Consider the following 19,944-nt stretch of genomic DNA (forward strand, 5'->3'; position numbering starts at 1 on the left):
TTTGTTCTGCAGACCATTCACTGTAGTTCTTGCGCTTTCCCTCCGGGTGGCGCACTACGGAAAGACCATGCTCTCTGCAGAGCCTATCCGATAAATCGCGCATCTGTTGATAGTCACTGTTGGAACGGTAGAACTTAATCCCATCCACGAAGGAAACCGTGTTAAGTAGGCTAAGTACCCAGCGCCTTGCCGTATTGCTGCGGTAGGTTTCCGAGCACTCGCCCCCGAACCGGACTTACAACTCTCGCTGTATCCGGCTCTCTATTCATTCACAGTCTGCACTGTGAATTTTCGTGTGACAGCTTTCGCAGACCACCAATGTTTTTCGGTTAATCTTCTTCATAAAAGCTGCCCACGGTTGACTTTCATCCAGCTCTTTCAGCGTTCTTACTTGGTGCATCACCAACACTGAAGTATCTTTTCCGCACCATTCACACCGATTTGCTTTCAATCGAGCGCCAAGACTGGGCTTTTTCAGGATACCTTTCGGCTTATGGATAGTGTCCGCTTCTTTTCCCAGTGGGTAGGGGTCTCTGGCGAGACTGCCTTTCCACAGTAGGCGAATACGCTCATTGCCATGTTTGTCCATGAATCTTACACCGATGTCTTTGCCGATACGATATTGAGCAACGATTCTGCGTTTTGTTGTACGGTATTTACATGCCAGAGTTTTATAAAAACTGTACTCCATGATATAGCGGAACTTGTGGAGCTTAGAGCGATTATTTGCAATCGCATAATAATTACAGAATCCTCGTATCTCGCCGTTGTACTGGTCAAGAATACTCAGGTCTGTTCGCCCTACAAGTTTTCCACGGTGCGTGGGTTGCCAAATCTCTGTTCCATTGCGAACATCGATTCTCATGGCTTCCAGTTCCAGCAGCTTTTTCTGAATGGCGGAAGTTGGGACTTCCAGCATTACATGGCCGCTGTAATTTCTGGCTGTAGAACCGCTTTTTGTTTTCTTGGTGTGATTACTCTGCGGTGTGACCCTGATTTCAAATCCTAAAAATTTTGCCCGGTCTGTTGCCTTGGTTACCAGCGTCTTTTCGTCCGACAGTTCCAATTTCAACTGTTCGGCAATATATGCGCCGATTTCCTGTTTAACAGCCTGTGCATCCTCTTTGGCTCCGATGATACCGATAAGGAAGTCGTCAGCGTAGCGGACATATTGCAGTCTGCGGAAATTTGCGTCCATTGGATTTTTACAAGGAATGGATTTGTGTACCTTATCCAGTTCCCGGATGCTTTCCAAAAGGGATTGCTTTTCTTCCTCGGACTGCGTCTTTGCCAGCTTTCTCTTGAGTCGGATTCTCTTATCGCTCAGTTTGCGGTATTCCACGTTCACAGCCCGCTTGTCCCCACGGTCAAACCGTTTCTTGTATTCAGCCATATACTTGTCGAACTGGTCGAGGTAGATATTGGCAAGAATGGGGCTGATAATGCCGCCCTGCGGAGTGCCGCTGTAACTCTGATGCAGTTGGTTATCTTCCATATATCCTGCGTTGAGAAATTTACGGATGAGGCGCAGAAAACGCTCATCCTTAATTCTCTTGCGAAGAATGCCAATCATGACATTATGGTCGATATTGTCGAAGAAGCCTTTAATATCTCCCTCAACAAACCACTTACATCTGGTGAAGCGATTTTGAATCATCCTCAAAGCTGTGTGACAACTTCTGTCAGGCCGGAATCCATGGGATGTGTCCTCGAAGCTGTTTTCGTAGATAGATTCCAGCAACATACGGACAACTTCCTGCACCAACTTGTCGTCAATGGACGGTATACCCAGAGGACGGAGTTTTCCGTTCTTTTTAGGGATATATGTCCGTCTGGACGGTATGGGCTGGTAGGATTCGTCTCTCAGGGCTGCAATAAGCCTATCGATTCTTTCAAGGCTCATTGCGTCGATGGTTTTTCCGTCTGTGCCTGCGGTCATGTTACCCTGACTGGCATAGATATTCTGATATGCCTGTAGGAAAAAGTCCCGGTTGAACAGGTTTCGGTACAGCCTGTCATAGACATAGCCGGATTGAGCTGAATGCTCTTGCAGACTGTTCAATACATTTTCTGGATCTCTCATAGTGCCTCACGCACCTTCCTTTCTTTTGTATTGAATTGAATGAACTGCCGCCCTTCGCCATGTACGTGCCATTAACACGCTCGGACTACTACGACGGCTCCGTTGCCATATTGGATATTCAGGGCCTACGCCCATAGCTCTTGTGAGCATTCCAACTTAGGCAATCCCCATTTAGTAACAGAGTAAAAAGCAGTGTTCATTGTCGGATACGGTTTTCGTCCTTTTATGCTGATACATATGGGCTGCACATTGGTTTCGCTCCAGCCAGTCATCTTTTCTGACGGAGATGTACAGCGCAGCGGATATAGCTGTCTTCCGCTGCGACCACCACAAATGTCCCTCGGACTGCCGTTCAACCAGTGTAGGCTTTATCCTCATATGAACTTTGGTCTTGCTGCTCAGTCGTGGCATGACAACTTGCCAACTCGCAGCTTCACGGTCGTGCTATTGTCCCCTTTGGGTTTCCCCATCCAGGTTAGCCGTTGACCACAGGCATGAAACCTCACGCCAGCCGCTTGCTAAGCGGATTTACTCTGCTCCTTATGGGCGCACTAACAAAGTGGTTGTGAATGTGTGAATCCTTATCCAGGTGAGTTGCCACAAGCACCTGATAACGGTCTCCCCATAACTGAGTTGCAAGCTCTATTCCAATTCGGTGTGCCAGCTCCGGCGTGACTTCGCCTTCCTTAAAAGACTGATAGCCGTGATAAGCAATCGTTCCGTCTTCCTTCCCAAACTGCTTCTTCACGGCTATCATTTCTCTTCGGGCATTTTCTGCTGTGCAGTTGACGCCCCAAACATGCTGTCTTTGGTTGGTCGCCTCCTCACGACCTGCATATGAGATAACATCTTCCAGAGTATCCCGGTTGAGTTCTTCAGCAACAGGGATCGTCTCTGGGTTGGTGGTCTTGTCCGGGTTCTCGGCATAGAGGAGGACCTTGCCGATATATCCCTTGACGCGCCACAGAGATGTGACTGCCATTAACCGTACATCACCTCCAAAAGTTCTTGAATGGTTTTCTTCAGCCCGTCAACATTTTCCCAGTAAGCTGCAGTGTCCACGAAGTTAAGCGTGTTCGCCTTCATCGCAATCTGGTTCATATTATTGTTGATTTGCTGTAGGTTTCTGAGCACAGAAACAAGGTCCATTGATGGCTTCGATTTTATTGGGCTGTGCGCGATAAGAGCTCGCATATACTTTTCTCTCGACCATCCGGACTTTTCTGTGTCTCGGTTCAGAACCGCAAGCTCGTCTTCTGACAGGCGGACTCTTACCTCGCGGTTACGCTTCACAGTATGCCTCCTTTCAGCTGGTATAAGGGTTTGGGGCTACCCCAACAAGCGTAAATGTGCCCAAAGCACGATGCTTGCTAAGAAAATGCCGTTGGCATTTTCCTTGAGGTAGCCCCGCGACTTATCGCTCCTGATTTTTCTCCGGAGGGTAAGGCACAGCCTTGATTTCATCGCCCACTTTGAAAAAGTGTTCGGGATATTTGAACTGTTCCATATACCTCTGGATCTGTTCATCGGTAAGACTTCCGAAGTCTTCGCCACTGCAGTCACAGATAAAACAAGGACCGGCAATGATGTCAATCATCTGCCGGGTATCCGATTTCATATAACAGCGTTCGATCTTCCAGCCGTCTTTACCGCCGTGCTCAACGGCCATATACTGCTCAAGTCGAACGCAAGGATCAGAACCATCCATGCAGTAGCCATAGATGGAATAGCCTCCCATGCGGGACTGGAACGCTTTGTTGTCACTGGAAATAGCGTAAGTTCGGGAGAGTTCTGAATAAGGTTCGGTGAAGCTCTCCTGGCTGAAAACGACATAACCGGTGATGTGCTTTCCTTCGTCTTCTGCGCGATGAAAAAGGTTGCGCATCTCCGTATAAGACATTTCAACTTCTTCTGGCTCAGCGTATATCGCGCGATTCAGAGGCATCCCATTCATCTTGCCTTCTTCATTGCAGATGATACATACCTGCTCTTCGAAGGGATAGAACGGCTCAATGAGACCTCCTACAATCTTTTGCATTCCTTCAAGGGAAGAATCAATAGTCGCCGTTCGAGCCATCTTTCCCGGCTCCAACACCACAACGGTTATTTCCTTACGGAGTTCTTTTGCGGCATCCATATCAAACTCAACATTGGCGAAGCCAACACTGTCGCAGAAATATGCGGCAACCTTGCCGTCTTCAAGTTCTGTGACGAGCACATCAGATACCGACATAGAGCGTCCACGGAAACCATCAGGATGGTCGAAGTTGAAAGCAGCAAAAGCGTCTTCCAAACTATCGCCGTCTATCTCGCCATCAAAGACGCAGTCATAGATGGAACTGTCGATCACCGTAGGATCTGCGCCCATTCGGGCAAGAGCTTCTTGAGACATGAAGGCGCGTCCTTCAGCGTCACGATCCAAATCAATTTGGTATAGCTTGACTTCCATTATCGGTCACGGTCCTCCTTTCGTTTCATCAGCCCAACCTTGAGTTGTAGCTGTTCATTTACATCCTTGCCGCTGTCGGGCGGCTCATCAATTACGGTGTAATCTTTGAGACCTTCTACGATTCCGGCTGCAGCGGCGCGGCCAACTTCATCGTTGTCCAGGTGAAGACGCAGTGTTTTAATCTGCGGATTCTCACTAAGGAACCTGCTCAGCGCCACTGGGACAACACCCTGTCTTTTAGGAGCAAAGACTCCTGCGAGGGAGAGCATCGACATGCTCTTCCAATCGCCACCTTCGTAAAGCTGCAGCGTTGCAAAGCTTAACAAATCGATTGCTGACTCAAAAACATGCACGGTATCCGCCGTTGGGTTAGCTGCAATCGAAAAGGAATAGCGTTTGTCGCTGCCGGTGGCCTCGGATTTGTAAGAGCTGAAGGTGCTTCTCAGAGCGCCGTACCTCGGCTTTCCGGTATTGTCGTACCCGACAAACAAGGCATTTTTGTAATTGACCGTCTGAAAAAGAAGCTTGTTCTCGATACAGTAGTCAATGATAATGGGGTGAATCCCGCGCCCCTGAAGATACTTCTTAACCTCGTCACAGTTGGTATCTACTTCGGGGAGAAGCAGATTCCTTTCCTTCGGAGCGCTATGCTCCTTGGGCGGCACATAGGTCTGAATCGGTGCTCCGGTCAGAAGTCTTACCGCGTCAGGGAAAGACATTTCTTTGACCTTCACGAGGTAGTCCAGCGCCGTTCTGCCGCCGATACCACGGGAGAACCAGTGCCATTTACCGTTGCTGATTTTCAGACTGTCATGTTCACGGGTACAGTAGTTATTGCCGGGAAGCTTTACGAGCTCACCGGGTTCATGGGTTTGCAAATAAGACAGAAGGTCGATCTGCCTTGCGGCCAAGATATCTTCTGCGTTAATATAAGGCATTTTATCTGCCTCCTTTCTCGGCTTCACGAATGATCTTGTCGGCGCGATCTCCGATTGTATCTCGGATATCCTGCATATGATCCGTCTCAAGATCAATGAAGTCGTCATAAATGTCTGCCAGCGTTACGCCTTTCTCAAGAAGCACCCTGGCATGTTTTTCATCGATTTCTGAGCTCTCAAATACCATGAGAATATCTTCACGCATAGCGTACTCATAGCAATGGTTCAGAACCTCTTCGGGAGACTGCGTCAACAGCCATTCTCGGTATTTTTCCTGCTCAGCCAACATTCTCTCATACAGTTGGGAATAGATTTCTTCTGCAGTCATAGGACTCCTTTCTATGCCTTCTGAATAACCCGTTTGAACTTCAGCGGACTCTCTTCGATATACTGTCCGATAAGCCGGTGCTGTTCTTTGGTTTCAGCGTAGGCAGTTATGGTGATTGTTTTCGTTTCCCAATCCAGCGTATAACTGTCAGTGGTCACATTGGTAATGTGGCGCTCTGCCAGGAAGTCTCTGAACTCCTGCATAGCCTCTCGGTTATCCGACATGATTACATTGACATAAGTTCTTTCCTTGGAGAATTTGTTGCTCACTGCCACTGCCAAGCAGCATCCAACACCACTGGCAACGGAGACCACAATCATAGCAAGGTTGCTATCTGAGGAAACAACATCCTTTGTAATCAGCAGATAAATATAGTTGGAGACAGCCAGACAAATACCTGCAAGCAAGCACCGGTTACGCTGGATCAGGATGGTCTTTGCTGTGCTCAAGGCGTTATCCAGCATCTTTGCAAAGAACAGAAACGCCATATACAGAACGCTACCCATACATCGTTATTCTCCTTTCCGGGAAAAGAAAAATGCCGTGAAGTTTTTAGGCTCCACGGCATTTGCTATTCCGCTATTCTGTTTTACACCAGCATCAGTAACAGGCTCTCAATATCCTCGGTTGGCTTACCGGCGTTGAGAACTTTGTTCCGAAACTGCATAAGCGCATATCTTAAAAGTCTTGCTTCAGCAGGACTCAACTCTACGATGCGCTTTTGGGATTTCTTGATTCTCATAGTACAACCTCCGTTTTTCTTTTATTATACGAAAGTTGCTCCGAAAAGAAAAATGTGCAAATTATCTGGCGTCGCGATCACGGCTGCGGGTAGTGATTTCCATTGCAGATCCCACTCCTTTGGAATACTCCATGTCGGTGATAAGACCGGCCTTCCAGTCCATAAACAGCGCTGCAGACTGCGCATCTTTGATAGCGCGAATCAGCGTTTCAGGCTTATCTCGAATAGCCTGAATCCAGGACTGCACATAGGCCTTGTGGTTATCGATGTGCGCCGGAGACGCGGTCTGATCCAGATTGACACCCATGAAACAGGAGCACATCTCCGCAACTAACTCTTCGTAAGCATACTGAGATGTTCCGAAGAATCCACCCATATCGCGGTTCAGTCTCGAAGGGTGCCCGGTGGAGTGAGATAACTCATGCAGTGCCGTCGCATTGAATGCGTACTCACTGGTGAAAGAACCGGGCGTAGGCAAATGGATCTTGTCTTGCGAAGGCGAATAATAGGCCTGGTCGCCGCCGTCCGTCAGAATCTCGACGCCCATACCGGCACTGAGCTTGGCAATCAGCTCATCCTGGGTGATATCTGTTTCTTCAAAAGCAGGAAGTTCCGGCATACCTTCGATATCACAGGCGTTAAATACGGCTGTATATCGGGTGGACAGCTTGAACTCCGAATCGCTTCTGCCATCAGCAATTTCCTGCTTATACTGTTCCCAGGTAAGCGCCTTCTTATTGGGAATATCATAGGGGTACCAGTATTCCACATAAGTTGCTTTAGAACCGGCCTTCAAGTGCCATTTCTGCTTAGGGTGGTACTTGCCGTCGTTGTCCATAATCTGAACCATAGTCACCCAACGGGGATCGGTATATCCCTTCATCATAGAAATGAGGGAGAGCCAGAACGCATTGCTTCCACGGTAGCAAGCCTTGGTGATACCGTTATGAGGCGCGTCACCACCGGAGCCGCGCCATTCTTTGCGCCACTCCAAGCCGCGTTCCTCCAGAACATGAGCGAAGGTCTCCGCAAGTTCTGCGCGGTATTCGTCTTTATTCTTCGGTCTCGCCATCGTCAATCACCTCCAATTCTTCCGGGGTAAGGGTTTCTTCATCAATGAAGATAATTTCACGCTTCATCGCGCATCACTCCTTTCTGCAGGTTTCTTAAACGGTTGCATTACCGGCGCATCCTCTTCCTTCAGGCCCTTCGGCATAGTGTCCAGGTCTTCCAAAAAGCTACGGGAAATCGTCTTGCCATCACTGTCACGGTACAGGACAATCACCAGCGGAACTCCGTGGTCAAGTTCTTCTTTTAACGCCTTCAGGAAATCAGCTTCCGTCTGATATTCCACACTGTCTCCAACTGCGCCGTTACTGCCAAGGAAATCAAGCCTTGCGACAGGCGGCGTTCTCAGCTTCGTTCCAATGCGGACATCGTAGTGCAGTGCCAAGTCGCTGAAATCTGTGTAGTCCATAAAGCCTTTATCGCGGAATGCGCGGCAGGAATCGACCGAAATGGTGTTGGCCAGGTATCTGTAAATGTCGTCGTTGTGCCATTCTTCGCCATCTTTCGACATACAAATACCTTCGCTGTCAAAGCTTAACTCATAGCCTTCCAAGCCAAGAGCGTCCAGTGCTGTGTAGAGAATATCTGTTTCACGGTCATATACCGGAACAAACATTTCCTCTGCATACAGGTGATAAAGGTCCGTCATCATGTCATAGCACTTAGCTTTGTCTGCACCGGACAGATTTCCTTCCTTTATGATGGTCTCCATTTCAGCGATAGTGGGAGGAATGAGTGATGTGTCATTTAGTTCCGCCCTCATTTTGGCAACCATATCCGCGTCGGTTTCACCAACCTCCATGACATCTGCGTATCCATGCGGGTCATGGTCCTTCATAAAGAAGGTCAATCGAATTGCCAGATCCTCAAGCTGCGCGGTGCGCTCATGATTCGAAACAACCCAGTCAGGAATGTCAATCAGGTCGCTGAAGTCCAGATTGGGTAGACCAAAATGGACCATATCAAGCAGCGAACTGTGCTGCTGATATTTAGCCAAACTGCCATTCAGATATACCTCAATACGGTGGTCAATCAGGTTGGCATATGCCTGTACTTCATGTTCCTCATCCGTAATAGTCGTATAGCCGATACCAACTCTGCGCATATCGGAAAAATCTGCGTGAGACTCAAATTCTTGCTGGCAGTATTCGTTGATGTGCTGTTTTGCAAGGTAAGCCAGACGAATATTCTCCAGCGTGGTAAGACCACAACCGATTGCGAAGGGTTCTTCAGTCTCCATTCGTTTCCAGGCTTCACCGAAGAAATCGGTGCCCCTGTCAGATAAATACTGACGGCAACAGCTTCCGATATAATCGAAAGCGTCTTCCGGATCTACCATACGCTCCATTGCTTCTTCCAGCAGGTCCAGGTCGAAAACATTGGTTACGAACTGACCTTCAGAAACAGAATCGGGATTGTAGTACATCCATTCAATTTTGTCATTTTCCAGGTCAAGATAAAATCTGTCCTGGTCCAGGAACTCAGGAATTGCCATTTGCAGCACCTCCATCTACCAGTACGGTAATCTCAACATTCACAGACGCCGGGAAGACTGAAGCAAAAAAAAGCCCGGTTCTGGCGTTGGAAACCTTTGTTACAAGGCCGTTGAGCCTGTACACCGTGTTGTTGATCTCTTTCTGATTGTCCGCGTAATAATAGCCGGATTCGTCACTGCAGATGGGATATCCATCCTGACGCAGAGAACTGATCTTGCGTCGCAGATTCCTTCCGTCTATAGAAAAAAGCCGCTGCAGATCCCGACTGTGGATTGCGCGGCCTTTGCCCGTATGATGTTCTTTCAGATAAGTGCATATTGCGGATTTCTTATCGATTCCGCGAACTGCGTGTCTTTCGCATGTGGGACATACCATTCTGCCTTCTGGCAAAAGGTCCCCACAACATACACAATTATCATTCATCGTGCATCGCTCCTTTCATGATTATTCTTTGCTTGATCCGGCAAAGTGAACCCGTATATCTTGGCAATGTCATCGCCCAGGCGAACGGTCACTCTGTCGATATCTTCTTCTGTCAGCGTGTGGTCGAGGATCTTGCATTGGAAGTCCTCAATATCCTCCGAGCTGACCCCATCGCGGTAACGGCGGTAAAGGTAATAGTTATGACCGTCGTGGTGATAGCCATCCATACGGAAATCACCTTTGTTGTCTACATACCAGGTAACGCCGTCCAGCTCTGTATAAAGGCAGTCCTTCAAACAACCGCTTTCGATTTCGCGGTACCCAGTGTGCCGTCCATCCCATTTGCCAATATCGGCAATAATAATGATCGGACTACCCACGCAGACATTCATCTCGTTGCGGTCATCCTCCAAATAATCGTTATTCAGGTTGCTCATAAGACGGTATTTTTCCTCGTCACTGCAATGGTCAAATTCGCCGTCAAAAGCCTCCTGCCAATCGGCCCAGTCCAAATATTCGTTGGACCAAATAACATATTCGAAGTTTCCTTCAGCAGTGTTCAGGCTCATCGAGAATCGCCTCGTTCCTTGGGCACGGTTTTTTGCTCGTTCTTATGATCCGTTTCAGGTTTGTCATTATGGTCGAGCATGGCTGTCAAGCGACTTCTTCGAGCAATAGCAGCTTCGTATCTTTCGAAGTCCCCTTCGGGCGGTCGCTGACCATAATCAATAGTCATTTCCGTGCCTTGGATAAATGCTTCCAACTCGTCCAGTTCCTTTCGGATTTCGGGTTCAGAGAGACAAATCTCTGCGCTTCTTGTATCAAGCGAAGAGAGTGAGTAGAACTCTTGCTCCCAGTCAGGATGTCTATCAAGAAACGCCTTGTTAGTTGCAGATATTCCAAGATCCAGATTCCCGAATTCATCGGTGGTTTCATAAACCAATTTGACGCTACCATCTGCCATAAGAATTTTCATTCCAGGTTTGATAGCGTTGCCATTTTTATCAAGATAGCAAGGGATCATCGGCTGGCACCTCGCTCTCGTTCATCGGGTCTTGCAGAATAACTTACATCGGCTTCGTCCCAGTTGATCTGGCCGCTGAAATACATATCTTGAGCCTTTTCTTCAGCCTGTTCTACAGAATCAGCTTCCACCTCTACGGTGCCATAGCTGATATCCTTAACATCAACGATAAATTTCATCGTGCATCACCTCTGTCTTTCTGGTTCGGGTGGAGCAAAGCTCCTTTATCATCATAGTTCTGTGGATCAGCTGCAGGTACAGCCCAACCAAACATGGAACCGGCTTTCATAGCTTCCTCCTGCGCTTTGGTAATGCCAAGCTTTGCATTCTGACTGTCCACAAAAGCGCGGTTTTCCTCTTTGGTTCCTTCCGTCACATCGATGTGATAATATCCCTTTTCGCCCTTTTGGATGATAATGATATCTCCTGTGGACTCCAGGATACTATAACATCGGTTCGGTAAAGTGGACCGCAGCGGGAAGATGTCCTGACAGCCACGCTCTTCAAATCGCTCTGCGAACTCGCAGATATGATATAAAGTGTTGCCCCAGTCAGCATTTGTTTCAATGTGGTAGTCGTCGATATACCGAACACGCATATCTCGGTGTTCGCCACCTGCCGTAATGATTCGAACCTTCTCGCCGTCAGGAACTCGGAACTTCTCGTTATAATGGCTGTCGATAAAGCGAATGCCTTTAGCAGCGTTTTGAAGATGATTATCCAGCCACTCACGCTGATAACAGTAGCAGTAAATGTTATACATGCCTCTGTTAGGGTTCAGGCGAATCATATAGCTATAGCTTTCCGTATCCAGACGGAAACCAAAATCATCCTCACCAGGCACCATCCTGGAATCGGGATAATCCCAGCAATAATTTGCCATGGCTCTTCGACTTGCAAGGACGCCGCCGTGCGCCTCATCAAAGCGCAATGCGTTGATAACCGCATCAAACTCATCCTTAAATTCTTGTGTTTTCAGCTGGCCTTGATGGTCATCCCAAGAAGAAAAGAACTGTTCGCCGGAGCTTCCCATATCTCCGCGCAGGTGTCCAATGCATCCGGTCTGCGCCATGATCTGCTGCGACTGGGAATAGCAGTACATTCTTTCAGGAGCCGTCATCGGACGGATTGTCATTTCCATAGGCGTCACCTCGCGTCTCTATCGGCGCGGTTTCTCTCAGAAATAGCGTGGAAGGAATCTTCGCCGGGGACAAGGCCCAATCGTCTGCCGTTATCGAAGTCACAGTGGACCGTACCCATATCGTCTACGACGCGCACAGTTCCCCTGGTACCGGGAGCGATAGGTCTGGGATCGTCGCCCATATAATCCAGCTCGATTCGTGTGCCAGCAGGATACTGTTCCTTCATGCGCTGTACAAGATTTCTGTCGATATACATTAAATCGCCTCCTTAATATGATGGGCGGCATCATTTTTCAGATGCCGCCCGGTTGATAGGTTTCTTATTTCTTTTTCCTGAATCTCAGGAACACGAGGCCTGCGATAATGAATACCACAAGCACAATACCAATGATGGTTTTAGGCTCCATTATTCATCCTCCTTCTTTCTCTTTTTGAATGTTACAAAGCCGGTAATACCAATTCCTGCAAGGGAGAGTACAGCCAGCGTTGCCCACAGAGCGATGTTGGAATTATCGCCGGTCTTAGGATTGTCAGGGATCAGCTTGTTGTGGAACTGCGCCACTACGGTTTTGTCAGCGTGGACGGTTACAGTGATGTCGTCAGGCAAGATATATCTCTTGTTGGCTTCGTTACCAACTTCGGAGATTACATAGTTGCCGATACGGAGACCATCAATGTGGATTTCACCGTTGGCGTCAGTCACAAACTCCTTGGAGTAAGGATTACCGCTGATATCGGTGCCTTCTACCTTAAAGGTGAAGCCCTCCACGACGCCGTCTTCCGAAGTCTTTTCGATTCGAATGCTGCCGGTCTGCGCGTTATTGATAAAGCCGACACCGGCCTTGTTTTCAACAGCGTACACCTTGCCATTTTCCTCGATGAATACAGCGTAAACGCCGGTATCCAGAATAAATCCTTCAGGAGCAACTGTTTCAATTACGAGATAGTGTCCATAGCGCATATCCTTCATTTCATAGATACCTGCTTCACCTTCGGTAAGAGTACCAATCAGGATATCGCCGTCGTCCAGCTTGCCGTCTGCGTTGACATCCTCATAAACCTCAAAAGTAGCACCAGCCAACTTGTTCTCAGGATAGTCTGCATCCACCTTAGTCAAGGTGATATCGCCTCTGACAAACTTGTTCTCGATCTTCACTTCGATGACCTGACCGTTCTCACTGATTACAACATCATATACGGTGTCGTTGATAACAAATCCGGTAGGCTGCTCGATTTCTCGAATCAACCATTCACCGTAAGGGATATTCTCAAAAGAGAAACTGCCATCTTCGCCGGAAACTACAGTCATCAATGCGGTCTCCTTGGAAAAGACGGTTTCATCTTTCTTGAACAGACCGATTACAGCATTGGCAAGGCCATTGCTGTCCTCGTCCACCTTCACGCCGGAAACGGAGCCGTAGATCAGCTCGTTTTCAATCGCTTCACCGCCGTTTACAGCCAGTGTGATGGTGACGATTTCCTGACCACCGTACTCAAAAGTGAACTCATACTTATCGGAGTTCAGAATATAGTGCTCGTTGGTTGCGATCTCCTTCACATAGTAGCTGCCGATAGGAAGGTCGGTCTTAATGGTTGCAAGGCCGTTCTCATCGAAGGTAATGACCTCAATCAGGCCGTCCACAGGAATTGCATTGCCGCTGATAGAGACAATCTCTTCACCGGCATACAAGCCGAAGACAACATCCATAATCTCGTTCTTGTTACCAATGCCGAAAAGATCATTGGTCTCAAGCACCTTCAAGATGGAAAGAGTCGCCGTCTGACGCTCGTTATAGGCGAATACCGCCGTTTCCGTTACGGAAATTTCCTGCCCAGCATAGATCAGTTCAGCAACATGGATTTCATCGCTGAGCACATAACCATAAGGCGCAGTAATTTCCTTCACTTCATATTTGCCCAGGTAGAGTTCTTTGCTCTTCGCAATCCCGTCAGCACCGGTAGTAATGGTGTCAACGAGTTCTCCCTGAGTATAGCGAACGGTGCCGTCAGGAGTTACGATATCCTCAGCTGCGCGGATCTCAAACACGGCACCCTCCAGTGCGGCTTCACCGTATACAGGCTGATAGATTTCGTTCTCCACGGACACATCGCTAAAGACCTCACCGGTCTTGGTGATGTTGATCGTGCCTTTCTGCGCGATATTTTCCTTGTTCACCTTGATAATAGTGATGCCTTCGGCAGACTCAGAATTTTCCTCGGTTACATCAAAGTAGACAGGATTGCTGTCCAAAACATAACCATAAGGAGCTTCAACTTCAACCAGGAAGTAGCCCTTGCCATAAGGCAGCTTTTCCGGAGTCACCAAAGTACCGTTCTCGTCAGTGTAGAAGGTATCCACAGTGGTAGGCGTAGGATAGGTGAATGTCATTGTGACCATCTCACCGTTAGGATCGAACAGTTTGAAAGCGGCACCTGTGTAAGGAATGTTTTTGCCGGTTTCGGCGTCAACCTTTACGATGTGGATATAGCTCTCAAAGTTTCGGTTATTGATGATATAACGGTAGGTCGCGCCGTCCTGGGAGATATACACTTCAAAGTCATCCATAAGCTCACGACCATCCCAGCCGCTTACCTGGTGAACGATATACACGCCATAAGGAAGATCCTTGGTTTGTGCAAATCCGTTTTCATCGCAAGTAAGGATGTCTCGCTCAGTTTCCTTTGCTTCAGCATAGCTGCCGGAGGCCTTCAGGAACACTTCGAACTTAGCACCTTCTTCAGGCGTCTCAATCTGAGTGCTGCCGTCATCGGTATGCTTAATGATGGAAATGTTGCCCTTGATAATATCCTCATAAACATCAGGATACTCGGTATTCAACTCAACCGTGTAATTCTCGGCGACGCAGTCGATGTGGTAAATGGTAGGATCCAGCAAGTATCCCTCAGAAGGAGTGATTTCGCGAATGCTCCAGTCATCGCCACATACATAGTAGTCGGTTACAAAATAACCGTTCTCGTCGGTAGTGTAAGTGTCGATCAATTCTTCACCCTTGTACACGCCGTATACGGCACCGGCAAGAGTGGCGTCGCCCTGAGTCTGGCCATACGCGCCACCCAGGTCTTTTACCATCTCGTCGGAATCAGCTGAAAGCACTTTCACAGGAACGCCAGTGCTGCCGTTTCCGTTAGCAAGCTCAGCGTCAAGCTTGAATACATCAGCTCTCCACTTTTTGAGGATGTTCTCGAAGGATTTCTCCGTCACCTTATTCCACTCAATATCAGCGGTCTGGCTTTCAGGAACCACATAGCGCACAGGAGTGTCTACTTCCTCGATGGTATAACCAGTGCCGATAAGGATGTCACTGAAATAGGCAACGCCGTCAGCGTCAGTCACCGCATATTCATCGACTTTAATTCCGCTGAGGGAAGTACCATAGAGATGGAATTTCAATCCTTCAACGAGCTTATCTTCAGCGGTCTTGACTACTTTCAAATCGCCGCGCTTCAAGATATTTTCAAAGGAAGTTTCAGTGACCTTGTTCCACTCGACCTCTACCGTCTGCGCGTCAGGAATGATATACTTCTCAGCTGTGTCTACCTCTTCAAGAGTGTAGCGGGAACCGATAAGCACATCTTCAAAAACAGCAATACCGTTCTTGTCCGTTACAGCATATTCGTCAACGGCAATGCCGCTAAGGGATGTGCCGTAAAGGTGGAACTTCATTCCTTCCACCAGGCCATCCTCGGAGGTTTTTACAACCTTCAGATCGCCGCGCTTCAATTCGTTATAGAAGTCGTTTTCGGTAACTTTCTCCCATTCGATAACCGCGTTCTGACTATCAGGAACGATATATCTTTCTGCGGTATCCACTTCTTCCAAGGTGTAGTTTGTACCGATCAAAACATCCTTGAACACAGCGACGCCTTCCGCATTGGTAGTTGCGTAGAGGTCGATACTCTGACCGGAGCTGGATTTACCGTAAAGGCGGAATTTAACGCCTTCGTTCATGTTGTCCTCAGAAGTTTTGATAACCTTCAAGTCGCTTCTCTTGAGGACATTATTAAAGCTGACCGAAGCGGTCTGGCCGCTAACAACAGTTACGGTCTTGGACTGCTGGGGCTCATAGTAGTTGATAGACTGCTCAGTAATGGTGTAGGTGCCAGGCGCAAGGTTACTGATGGTGATTTCACCATTGCTACCGGTCTTAACCGTCTGATTCACACCGTTGCCGGTAATCGTAAAGGAAATGCCGGAGACATTGCCATCTTCAGAAGTTTTTACGATTTTGGCTGCACCCAAGCTCACAGCGATATTCAGATAACCTCTAACAGGGTCATTGACTTCCGCAGCATAAGTGGAAAGGTCCTGCTGTCCCTGACCGGGTGCATATACACCGTCAGTCCAGATAATAACGCCCTTACGCACGGAGCCGGTCTTCGTGGCCGTAATGCCAACGGTACCGGAAGGTGCCTTGTCTGCAGTAATTGTGAGCTTGTTTCCACTAACAGAGAAACTGATACCGGAAGTGTCTGCAGAGAAGGTGAAGTTGCCAAGGACATTGTTGGTGTCAGTCAGCGTAGCAGAATAATTGCTGCCGTTCCACTCAAGGTCAATTTCCTGCGCCTTTGCAGTGGACTTTGCAAAGAAGCTGGGAACCTTAGAGTGCTTCTGCACATTGGAAACCATGCTGTTGTAGTAAGAGATATACTGGCTGTACAGCGGATGGTTTGTGCTGATGCGGTCACTGACTGCGTCGTAGCTGCCGGGATCCACATGATTAAAGTTGCTGTCACGCTCACCAACAACAGTCTCCCAAATCAAGGTCTGTGTTGCCATCATGTGCGCCATCTTGTCGGCGTCGGCGGCGTTCTGAGATCTCCATTCAGTTGTAATCGTTCCAGTATAACCGTACTGGAAGATACGACCGATAAACAGCTTGATTTCATCTGCAGAGATCGTCTTGTTATAGGCTGAGGGGTAGTTATCCCAGTAGTTTTCGTCACGCGCAGTCATCACATCACCAATTGCAAGCGGTGTGCCCGGTTCGATACAGTAGCAAGCTGTTCCATTCCAGGAACCAACCGTATACGCGGTAATCTTACTGGACTCTTGCGCCGACCAGCCGTTCATATAGTGAAGCTCAGGATGACCCCAGTTTCCGCTGTAATTCGCATCACCCTCACGGGGGAAGGACATCATAACAACGGTGTCGGTTTCACCGGCTTCAGCGGCAAGGGCCGTTGTGGTGCCCATGCCAATCAAAGCAGAAAAGCACATCAGCAAAGCAAGAAATGCCGACATGCCTTTCTTGAAAACACTTTTCTTCAAGGTAATTTCCTCCTTTTTGACATAGAAAAACGCACCGACTTTCATCGATGCGTTCTCACTGAATTATTTGATTTATGCGTACCCGATATAGAGATCATAACGACCGTTGCCTGTGGGCTCTGCCCAAATCCAAACATCGCTAATATCCTCATCGTTCGCATAGCGATTGAGTCGGCTCTGTATGTCCCGTTCCAGGTAAATACAGTGAGCACCGGCTCCAATTGGATTGTCCCAACAATCCACTGCAGCAGAACTGAGCACCAAGCCCTTTGAGACTGCATAGTTCTTTGCGTATTCGACCCAGTAGTTTATATCAAACTCCGGTTCGGTAACTGTTTCTTTGGGCTGGGTTGTCTCCTGAGTGGTCTGTTCAGGTGGTTCCGTAGCTTCCGGCTTATTTTCCACTTCAGGCTCTTTTTGAGTCGGTGTGGTTTCAACCGGATCTGCGGGTTTGGTTTCTTCAGGCGGCTCTGTCGCAGTTGTGGTTTCAGGTGGCTTTTGCTGCTCTGTCTCTGCAACTGTTTCTTTCTCGGCTGAAGGAACCGTTTCTTTAGGCTGAGAACTCGGAAGTTCTTCCGTCTTTTTCACCGTTTCTTCTGTCGAAGGACCGGTCGTTGCAGAAGACTCTGTAACCGGCTGAGAAGACGAATTATTAGCCGCCCCGGTAATATTTTCCGGCGTCATCGTCTCTTGCTCAGTTGCGGTTGTTGAGACTTCCGTTTGCTGAAAATCCGTCCCGCTGTAAGCGTTTTGCGGAACTTCTGCGCTGTTACAGGCTGAAAGAAGGAGCACCGTAAGCAGCACGATTATTGCGAATGCTTTTTTCATGGCATTACCTCCGTTTCCGCCTTCAGGATACGGATTCGCCGTCTCTCTGTCAAACCTGCTAATACTTTCTTCTCAGCCAGTAAAGAGCTCAGTGTATTACAGGGGGAGAGTGTGAGAGGGGGAAACGCTTGCCGGTCATCGATCACCACGATCCCTTCGCTGTCGTTCCAGGAATTGCTGGTAGTGCTCAAGTGCCTTGCAGACAAAATCCTCTGTCTGGTTGAAGGGCACAGAATCCGGGATATACCGGCGCAGTCGATCTGCTCGAAAGCTGAATTTTTCGCGCTGATTTGGCTTTTCTTCCGAGAGCAACGACTCGATCACATGGGGACCAAGTGTCTTGTCCTGAGAAAACGCCTTGAGCTTGATTGCCTGAGCAAGAGAAGGTGTCGCATCGGCGTATTCCATCGCCTCGTGAAGCCAGCGTTGTTCGACCTCTGTGAGATACGAGAGCTCAACGGCGGGTCTAAATGCGATTTTACCCTCATCTACCATTTGGAGGATTTCGGGAATTAGCTCTGTGAGACGGATATAACGAAATACCTGTCTACGACTATCTCCTTGGTCTTTGCCCACCTGTGCACCACTGTCTGACTTTGTGTCCACTGGGCACGAAGTTAAATCAGTGCGCTTTCCTTGTCGATTCATAGCCTCAAGTCTCATTTTATAAGAGAAGGCCTTTTCACTCGGTAGGATCTGTGAGCGTTGGAAGTTGGACTCTACCATATATATAATGGCTTCGTCTCTTGTCATGTCGCGCACCTCAGCTCGAATAGTTTCAAATCCGGCTAATTCACACGCCTTTCTGCGTCTGTGCCCAGATACAATCTCGTATCTGCCGTCTTCTTTCTGTCTGAGTGTAATCGGTGTTAGAACGCCACGCTCTTTGACGCTATCGACAAGCTGTTGCATGTCTTCATCCATGCGGACCTGAAATGGGTGACCAGGAAAATCGTCGATAAGCTCAAGTGGAATATCGTGAATTCGGGGGAGCTTATTTTCTTTTCTCTCAGCATCGGTCATGAAAAGTTCATCGTACCCAGTCAGGCCCAGATCGATTTTGGGTCTCTCTGCCAATGTCATTCACCTCCTTTGTCAGATTTTCATATGCCGCTGCTACTTTGCCACTCTTATCGTGTGCGAAGATGCTTTTTCCCACCAGGCTACATTCAGCTGCACGAACAGAATGAGGAATTTCCGTATCAAAAACACGGATATTAGAACCCATTGTTGAACGCAGAGAAGAAATGATGTCCTTTGCGTTATTCGTGCGGCTGTCTACCATAGTTAATAGGATGCCATCGATTCGCAGTCGGGGGTTGATCTGTCTTTTAACCTTAGATATGGAGTGCATCAACAGATTAAGTCCCTTAGTTGATAAGAAGTTCGGCTGTGATGGGATGATTACGCTGTCAGCGGCAACCAGCGAATTGACCGTCATCATTCCCAAAGAAGGCATACAATCTATAAGGATGTAGTCGTAGTTTCCTCGAATTTCATCGACATAACCCTTCAGAATGAACTCACGGCTCATTACATTAAAGAGACTGATTTCCAGGCCGGATAATTCGATGTTGGAGGGAAGCAGGTCAACACCTTCTTCGTGTTGTATGATTCCCAAACCACCATCAATCGGTCTGTCATCAATCACCCTTTGTAGAACCGTGGCCAGAGAGACGGGAAGTTCGTCAGGATTTTTGACTCCAAGACTGACTGTCAGACTTCCTTGCGGATCAGCGTCAATGAGAAGAACTCGGTATCCTTCATTAGCGAGACCCACACCCAGATTGACAGTCGTGGTAGTTTTTCCGACGCCGCCTTTTTGGTTTGTGATAGCGATCACCTTGCAGTTGTCCATCGGGATTCCTCCTTTCTTTTAGTAGCCGTTATAAACGGCATGTAAAAGCCACAGTATTTGTCCTCGACACCCCTGTGGAGGGAAGTTATCAGGCGGCTATTTGCTATAGCCTCATAGGAGTCTCACCTCTGCCGGGTTCTCCGCCAGCTCCGTAGAGAAGTATCATTATCGTCAGACCTGTCGTCGCCCTACCGGGAGCAACCCGATAATTACAGCACTGGATTCTCGCTCCTTATATAAGGAAAGGCGTACATGCTGCTTGGCTCATCAGCCTG

Annotated in this window: 20 protein-coding genes; all 20 read right to left on the reverse strand. The window is 48.2% G+C overall.

Annotated features, from left to right (window positions below; all coding sequences use genetic code 11):
- Window positions 1–265: 265 nt before the first annotated feature.
- On the reverse strand, window positions 266–2,083 hold the full coding sequence (ltrA, locus tag H6A12_RS06805; RefSeq protein WP_204446212.1) for a group II intron reverse transcriptase/maturase: 1,818 nt from the start codon (window positions 2,081–2,083) through the stop codon (window positions 266–268).
- Between the two features lie 502 nt (window positions 2,084–2,585).
- Complete coding sequence (locus H6A12_RS06810) at window positions 2,586–3,065, reverse strand: relaxase/mobilization nuclease domain-containing protein (protein WP_204446214.1); 480 nt, start codon at window positions 3,063–3,065, stop codon at window positions 2,586–2,588.
- A complete protein-coding gene (locus H6A12_RS06815; protein ID WP_204446217.1) occupies window positions 3,065–3,376 on the reverse strand; it encodes a plasmid mobilization protein in 312 nt (103 codons plus the stop codon). The genes H6A12_RS06810 and H6A12_RS06815 overlap by 1 nt, the downstream gene beginning before the upstream one ends.
- Before the next feature lie 121 nt (window positions 3,377–3,497).
- The gene (locus H6A12_RS06820) at window positions 3,498–4,532 is read right to left on the reverse strand and encodes a DUF3846 domain-containing protein (RefSeq protein ID WP_243415342.1); all 1,035 of its coding nucleotides are present in this window, start codon (window positions 4,530–4,532) and stop codon (window positions 3,498–3,500) included.
- Window positions 4,532–5,470: a DUF3991 domain-containing protein gene (locus H6A12_RS06825; RefSeq protein ID WP_204446219.1), complete on the reverse strand. Its 939-nt coding sequence runs from the start codon at window positions 5,468–5,470 to the stop codon at window positions 4,532–4,534. Before H6A12_RS06825 ends, H6A12_RS06820 begins: the two co-directional genes overlap by 1 nt.
- Window position 5,471: 1 nt before the next feature.
- Window positions 5,472–5,798, reverse strand: a complete 327-nt coding sequence (locus tag H6A12_RS06830; RefSeq protein WP_204446221.1) for a DUF3848 domain-containing protein — start codon at window positions 5,796–5,798, stop codon at window positions 5,472–5,474.
- An 11-nt stretch (window positions 5,799–5,809) separates the two neighbouring features.
- Window positions 5,810–6,304 (reverse strand): EscD/YscD/HrpQ family type III secretion system periplasmic domain-containing protein, encoded by a 495-nt coding sequence (locus tag H6A12_RS06835; RefSeq protein WP_204446224.1) that lies wholly within the window; start codon window positions 6,302–6,304, stop codon window positions 5,810–5,812.
- A gap of 83 nt (window positions 6,305–6,387) precedes the next feature.
- Complete coding sequence (locus tag H6A12_RS06840; protein WP_204446227.1) at window positions 6,388–6,540, reverse strand: hypothetical protein; 153 nt, start codon at window positions 6,538–6,540, stop codon at window positions 6,388–6,390.
- 61 nt (window positions 6,541–6,601) lie between these two features.
- On the reverse strand, window positions 6,602–7,612 hold the full coding sequence (locus H6A12_RS06845; protein WP_204446229.1) for an ArdC family protein: 1,011 nt from the start codon (window positions 7,610–7,612) through the stop codon (window positions 6,602–6,604).
- Window positions 7,613–7,675: 63 nt separating this feature from the next.
- On the reverse strand, window positions 7,676–9,103 hold the full coding sequence (locus H6A12_RS06850) for a hypothetical protein (protein ID WP_204446231.1): 1,428 nt from the start codon (window positions 9,101–9,103) through the stop codon (window positions 7,676–7,678).
- Window positions 9,090–9,527 carry a hypothetical protein gene (locus H6A12_RS06855; protein ID WP_204446233.1) on the reverse strand — a complete coding sequence of 146 codons (438 nt, stop codon included), beginning with the start codon at window positions 9,525–9,527 and terminating at the stop codon, window positions 9,090–9,092. Before H6A12_RS06855 ends, H6A12_RS06850 begins: the two co-directional genes overlap by 14 nt.
- Window positions 9,524–10,096 carry a hypothetical protein gene (locus tag H6A12_RS06860; RefSeq protein WP_204446235.1) on the reverse strand — a complete coding sequence of 191 codons (573 nt, stop codon included), beginning with the start codon at window positions 10,094–10,096 and terminating at the stop codon, window positions 9,524–9,526. The genes H6A12_RS06855 and H6A12_RS06860 overlap by 4 nt, the downstream gene beginning before the upstream one ends.
- Window positions 10,093–10,551 carry a hypothetical protein gene (locus H6A12_RS06865; RefSeq protein ID WP_204446237.1) on the reverse strand — a complete coding sequence of 153 codons (459 nt, stop codon included), beginning with the start codon at window positions 10,549–10,551 and terminating at the stop codon, window positions 10,093–10,095. Before H6A12_RS06865 ends, H6A12_RS06860 begins: the two co-directional genes overlap by 4 nt.
- Window positions 10,548–10,730: a DpnD/PcfM family protein gene (locus H6A12_RS06870; protein ID WP_204446239.1), complete on the reverse strand. Its 183-nt coding sequence runs from the start codon at window positions 10,728–10,730 to the stop codon at window positions 10,548–10,550. The genes H6A12_RS06865 and H6A12_RS06870 overlap by 4 nt, the downstream gene beginning before the upstream one ends.
- Complete coding sequence (locus H6A12_RS06875; protein ID WP_204446241.1) at window positions 10,727–11,692, reverse strand: hypothetical protein; 966 nt, start codon at window positions 11,690–11,692, stop codon at window positions 10,727–10,729. Before H6A12_RS06875 ends, H6A12_RS06870 begins: the two co-directional genes overlap by 4 nt.
- A 5-nt stretch (window positions 11,693–11,697) precedes the next feature.
- The gene (locus H6A12_RS06880) at window positions 11,698–11,949 is read right to left on the reverse strand and encodes a DUF4314 domain-containing protein (RefSeq protein ID WP_204446244.1); all 252 of its coding nucleotides are present in this window, start codon (window positions 11,947–11,949) and stop codon (window positions 11,698–11,700) included.
- Window positions 11,950–12,099: 150 nt separating this feature from the next.
- Window positions 12,100–16,956, reverse strand: coding sequence for a SpaA isopeptide-forming pilin-related protein (locus H6A12_RS06885; protein ID WP_430623631.1), 4,857 nt, complete (start codon window positions 16,954–16,956; stop codon window positions 12,100–12,102).
- 99 nt (window positions 16,957–17,055) lie between these two features.
- On the reverse strand, window positions 17,056–17,811 hold the full coding sequence (locus H6A12_RS06890) for a hypothetical protein (RefSeq protein ID WP_204446248.1): 756 nt from the start codon (window positions 17,809–17,811) through the stop codon (window positions 17,056–17,058).
- Window positions 17,812–17,946: 135 nt separating this feature from the next.
- Entirely contained in the window at window positions 17,947–18,888 is a 942-nt protein-coding gene (locus tag H6A12_RS06895; RefSeq protein ID WP_204446250.1) for a ParB/RepB/Spo0J family partition protein, read from the reverse strand.
- Window positions 18,842–19,669 (reverse strand): ParA family protein, encoded by an 828-nt coding sequence (locus H6A12_RS06900; RefSeq protein WP_204446252.1) that lies wholly within the window; start codon window positions 19,667–19,669, stop codon window positions 18,842–18,844. Before H6A12_RS06900 ends, H6A12_RS06895 begins: the two co-directional genes overlap by 47 nt.
- Between the last annotated feature and the right edge of the window lie 275 nt (window positions 19,670–19,944).

It is taken from the genome of Merdimmobilis hominis, assembly GCF_016901855.1.
Lineage (GTDB): Bacteria > Bacillota > Clostridia > Oscillospirales > Ruminococcaceae > Paludihabitans.

Coding starts and splice junctions, on each gene's coding strand:
- H6A12_RS06900 (WP_204446252.1), bottom strand. CDS start 19,669: ATGGACAACTGCAAGGTGATCGCTATCACAAACCAAAAAGGCGGCGTC.
- ltrA (WP_204446212.1), bottom strand. CDS start 2,083: ATGAGAGATCCAGAAAATGTATTGAACAGTCTGCAAGAGCATTCAGCT.
- H6A12_RS06840 (WP_204446227.1), bottom strand. CDS start 6,540: ATGAGAATCAAGAAATCCCAAAAGCGCATCGTAGAGTTGAGTCCTGCT.
- H6A12_RS06855 (WP_204446233.1), bottom strand. CDS start 9,527: ATGAATGATAATTGTGTATGTTGTGGGGACCTTTTGCCAGAAGGCAGA.
- H6A12_RS06845 (WP_204446229.1), bottom strand. CDS start 7,612: ATGGCGAGACCGAAGAATAAAGACGAATACCGCGCAGAACTTGCGGAG.
- H6A12_RS06890 (WP_204446248.1), bottom strand. CDS start 17,811: ATGAAAAAAGCATTCGCAATAATCGTGCTGCTTACGGTGCTCCTTCTT.
- H6A12_RS06880 (WP_204446244.1), bottom strand. CDS start 11,949: ATGTATATCGACAGAAATCTTGTACAGCGCATGAAGGAACAGTATCCT.
- H6A12_RS06830 (WP_204446221.1), bottom strand. CDS start 5,798: ATGACTGCAGAAGAAATCTATTCCCAACTGTATGAGAGAATGTTGGCT.
- H6A12_RS06875 (WP_204446241.1), bottom strand. CDS start 11,692: ATGGAAATGACAATCCGTCCGATGACGGCTCCTGAAAGAATGTACTGC.
- H6A12_RS06850 (WP_204446231.1), bottom strand. CDS start 9,103: ATGGCAATTCCTGAGTTCCTGGACCAGGACAGATTTTATCTTGACCTG.
- H6A12_RS06835 (WP_204446224.1), bottom strand. CDS start 6,304: ATGGGTAGCGTTCTGTATATGGCGTTTCTGTTCTTTGCAAAGATGCTG.
- H6A12_RS06860 (WP_204446235.1), bottom strand. CDS start 10,096: ATGAGCCTGAACACTGCTGAAGGAAACTTCGAATATGTTATTTGGTCC.
- H6A12_RS06885 (WP_430623631.1), bottom strand. CDS start 16,956: ATGTCGGCATTTCTTGCTTTGCTGATGTGCTTTTCTGCTTTGATTGGC.
- H6A12_RS06870 (WP_204446239.1), bottom strand. CDS start 10,730: ATGAAATTTATCGTTGATGTTAAGGATATCAGCTATGGCACCGTAGAG.
- H6A12_RS06825 (WP_204446219.1), bottom strand. CDS start 5,470: ATGCCTTATATTAACGCAGAAGATATCTTGGCCGCAAGGCAGATCGAC.
- H6A12_RS06810 (WP_204446214.1), bottom strand. CDS start 3,065: ATGGCAGTCACATCTCTGTGGCGCGTCAAGGGATATATCGGCAAGGTC.
- H6A12_RS06820 (WP_243415342.1), bottom strand. CDS start 4,532: ATGGAAGTCAAGCTATACCAAATTGATTTGGATCGTGACGCTGAAGGA.
- H6A12_RS06865 (WP_204446237.1), bottom strand. CDS start 10,551: ATGATCCCTTGCTATCTTGATAAAAATGGCAACGCTATCAAACCTGGA.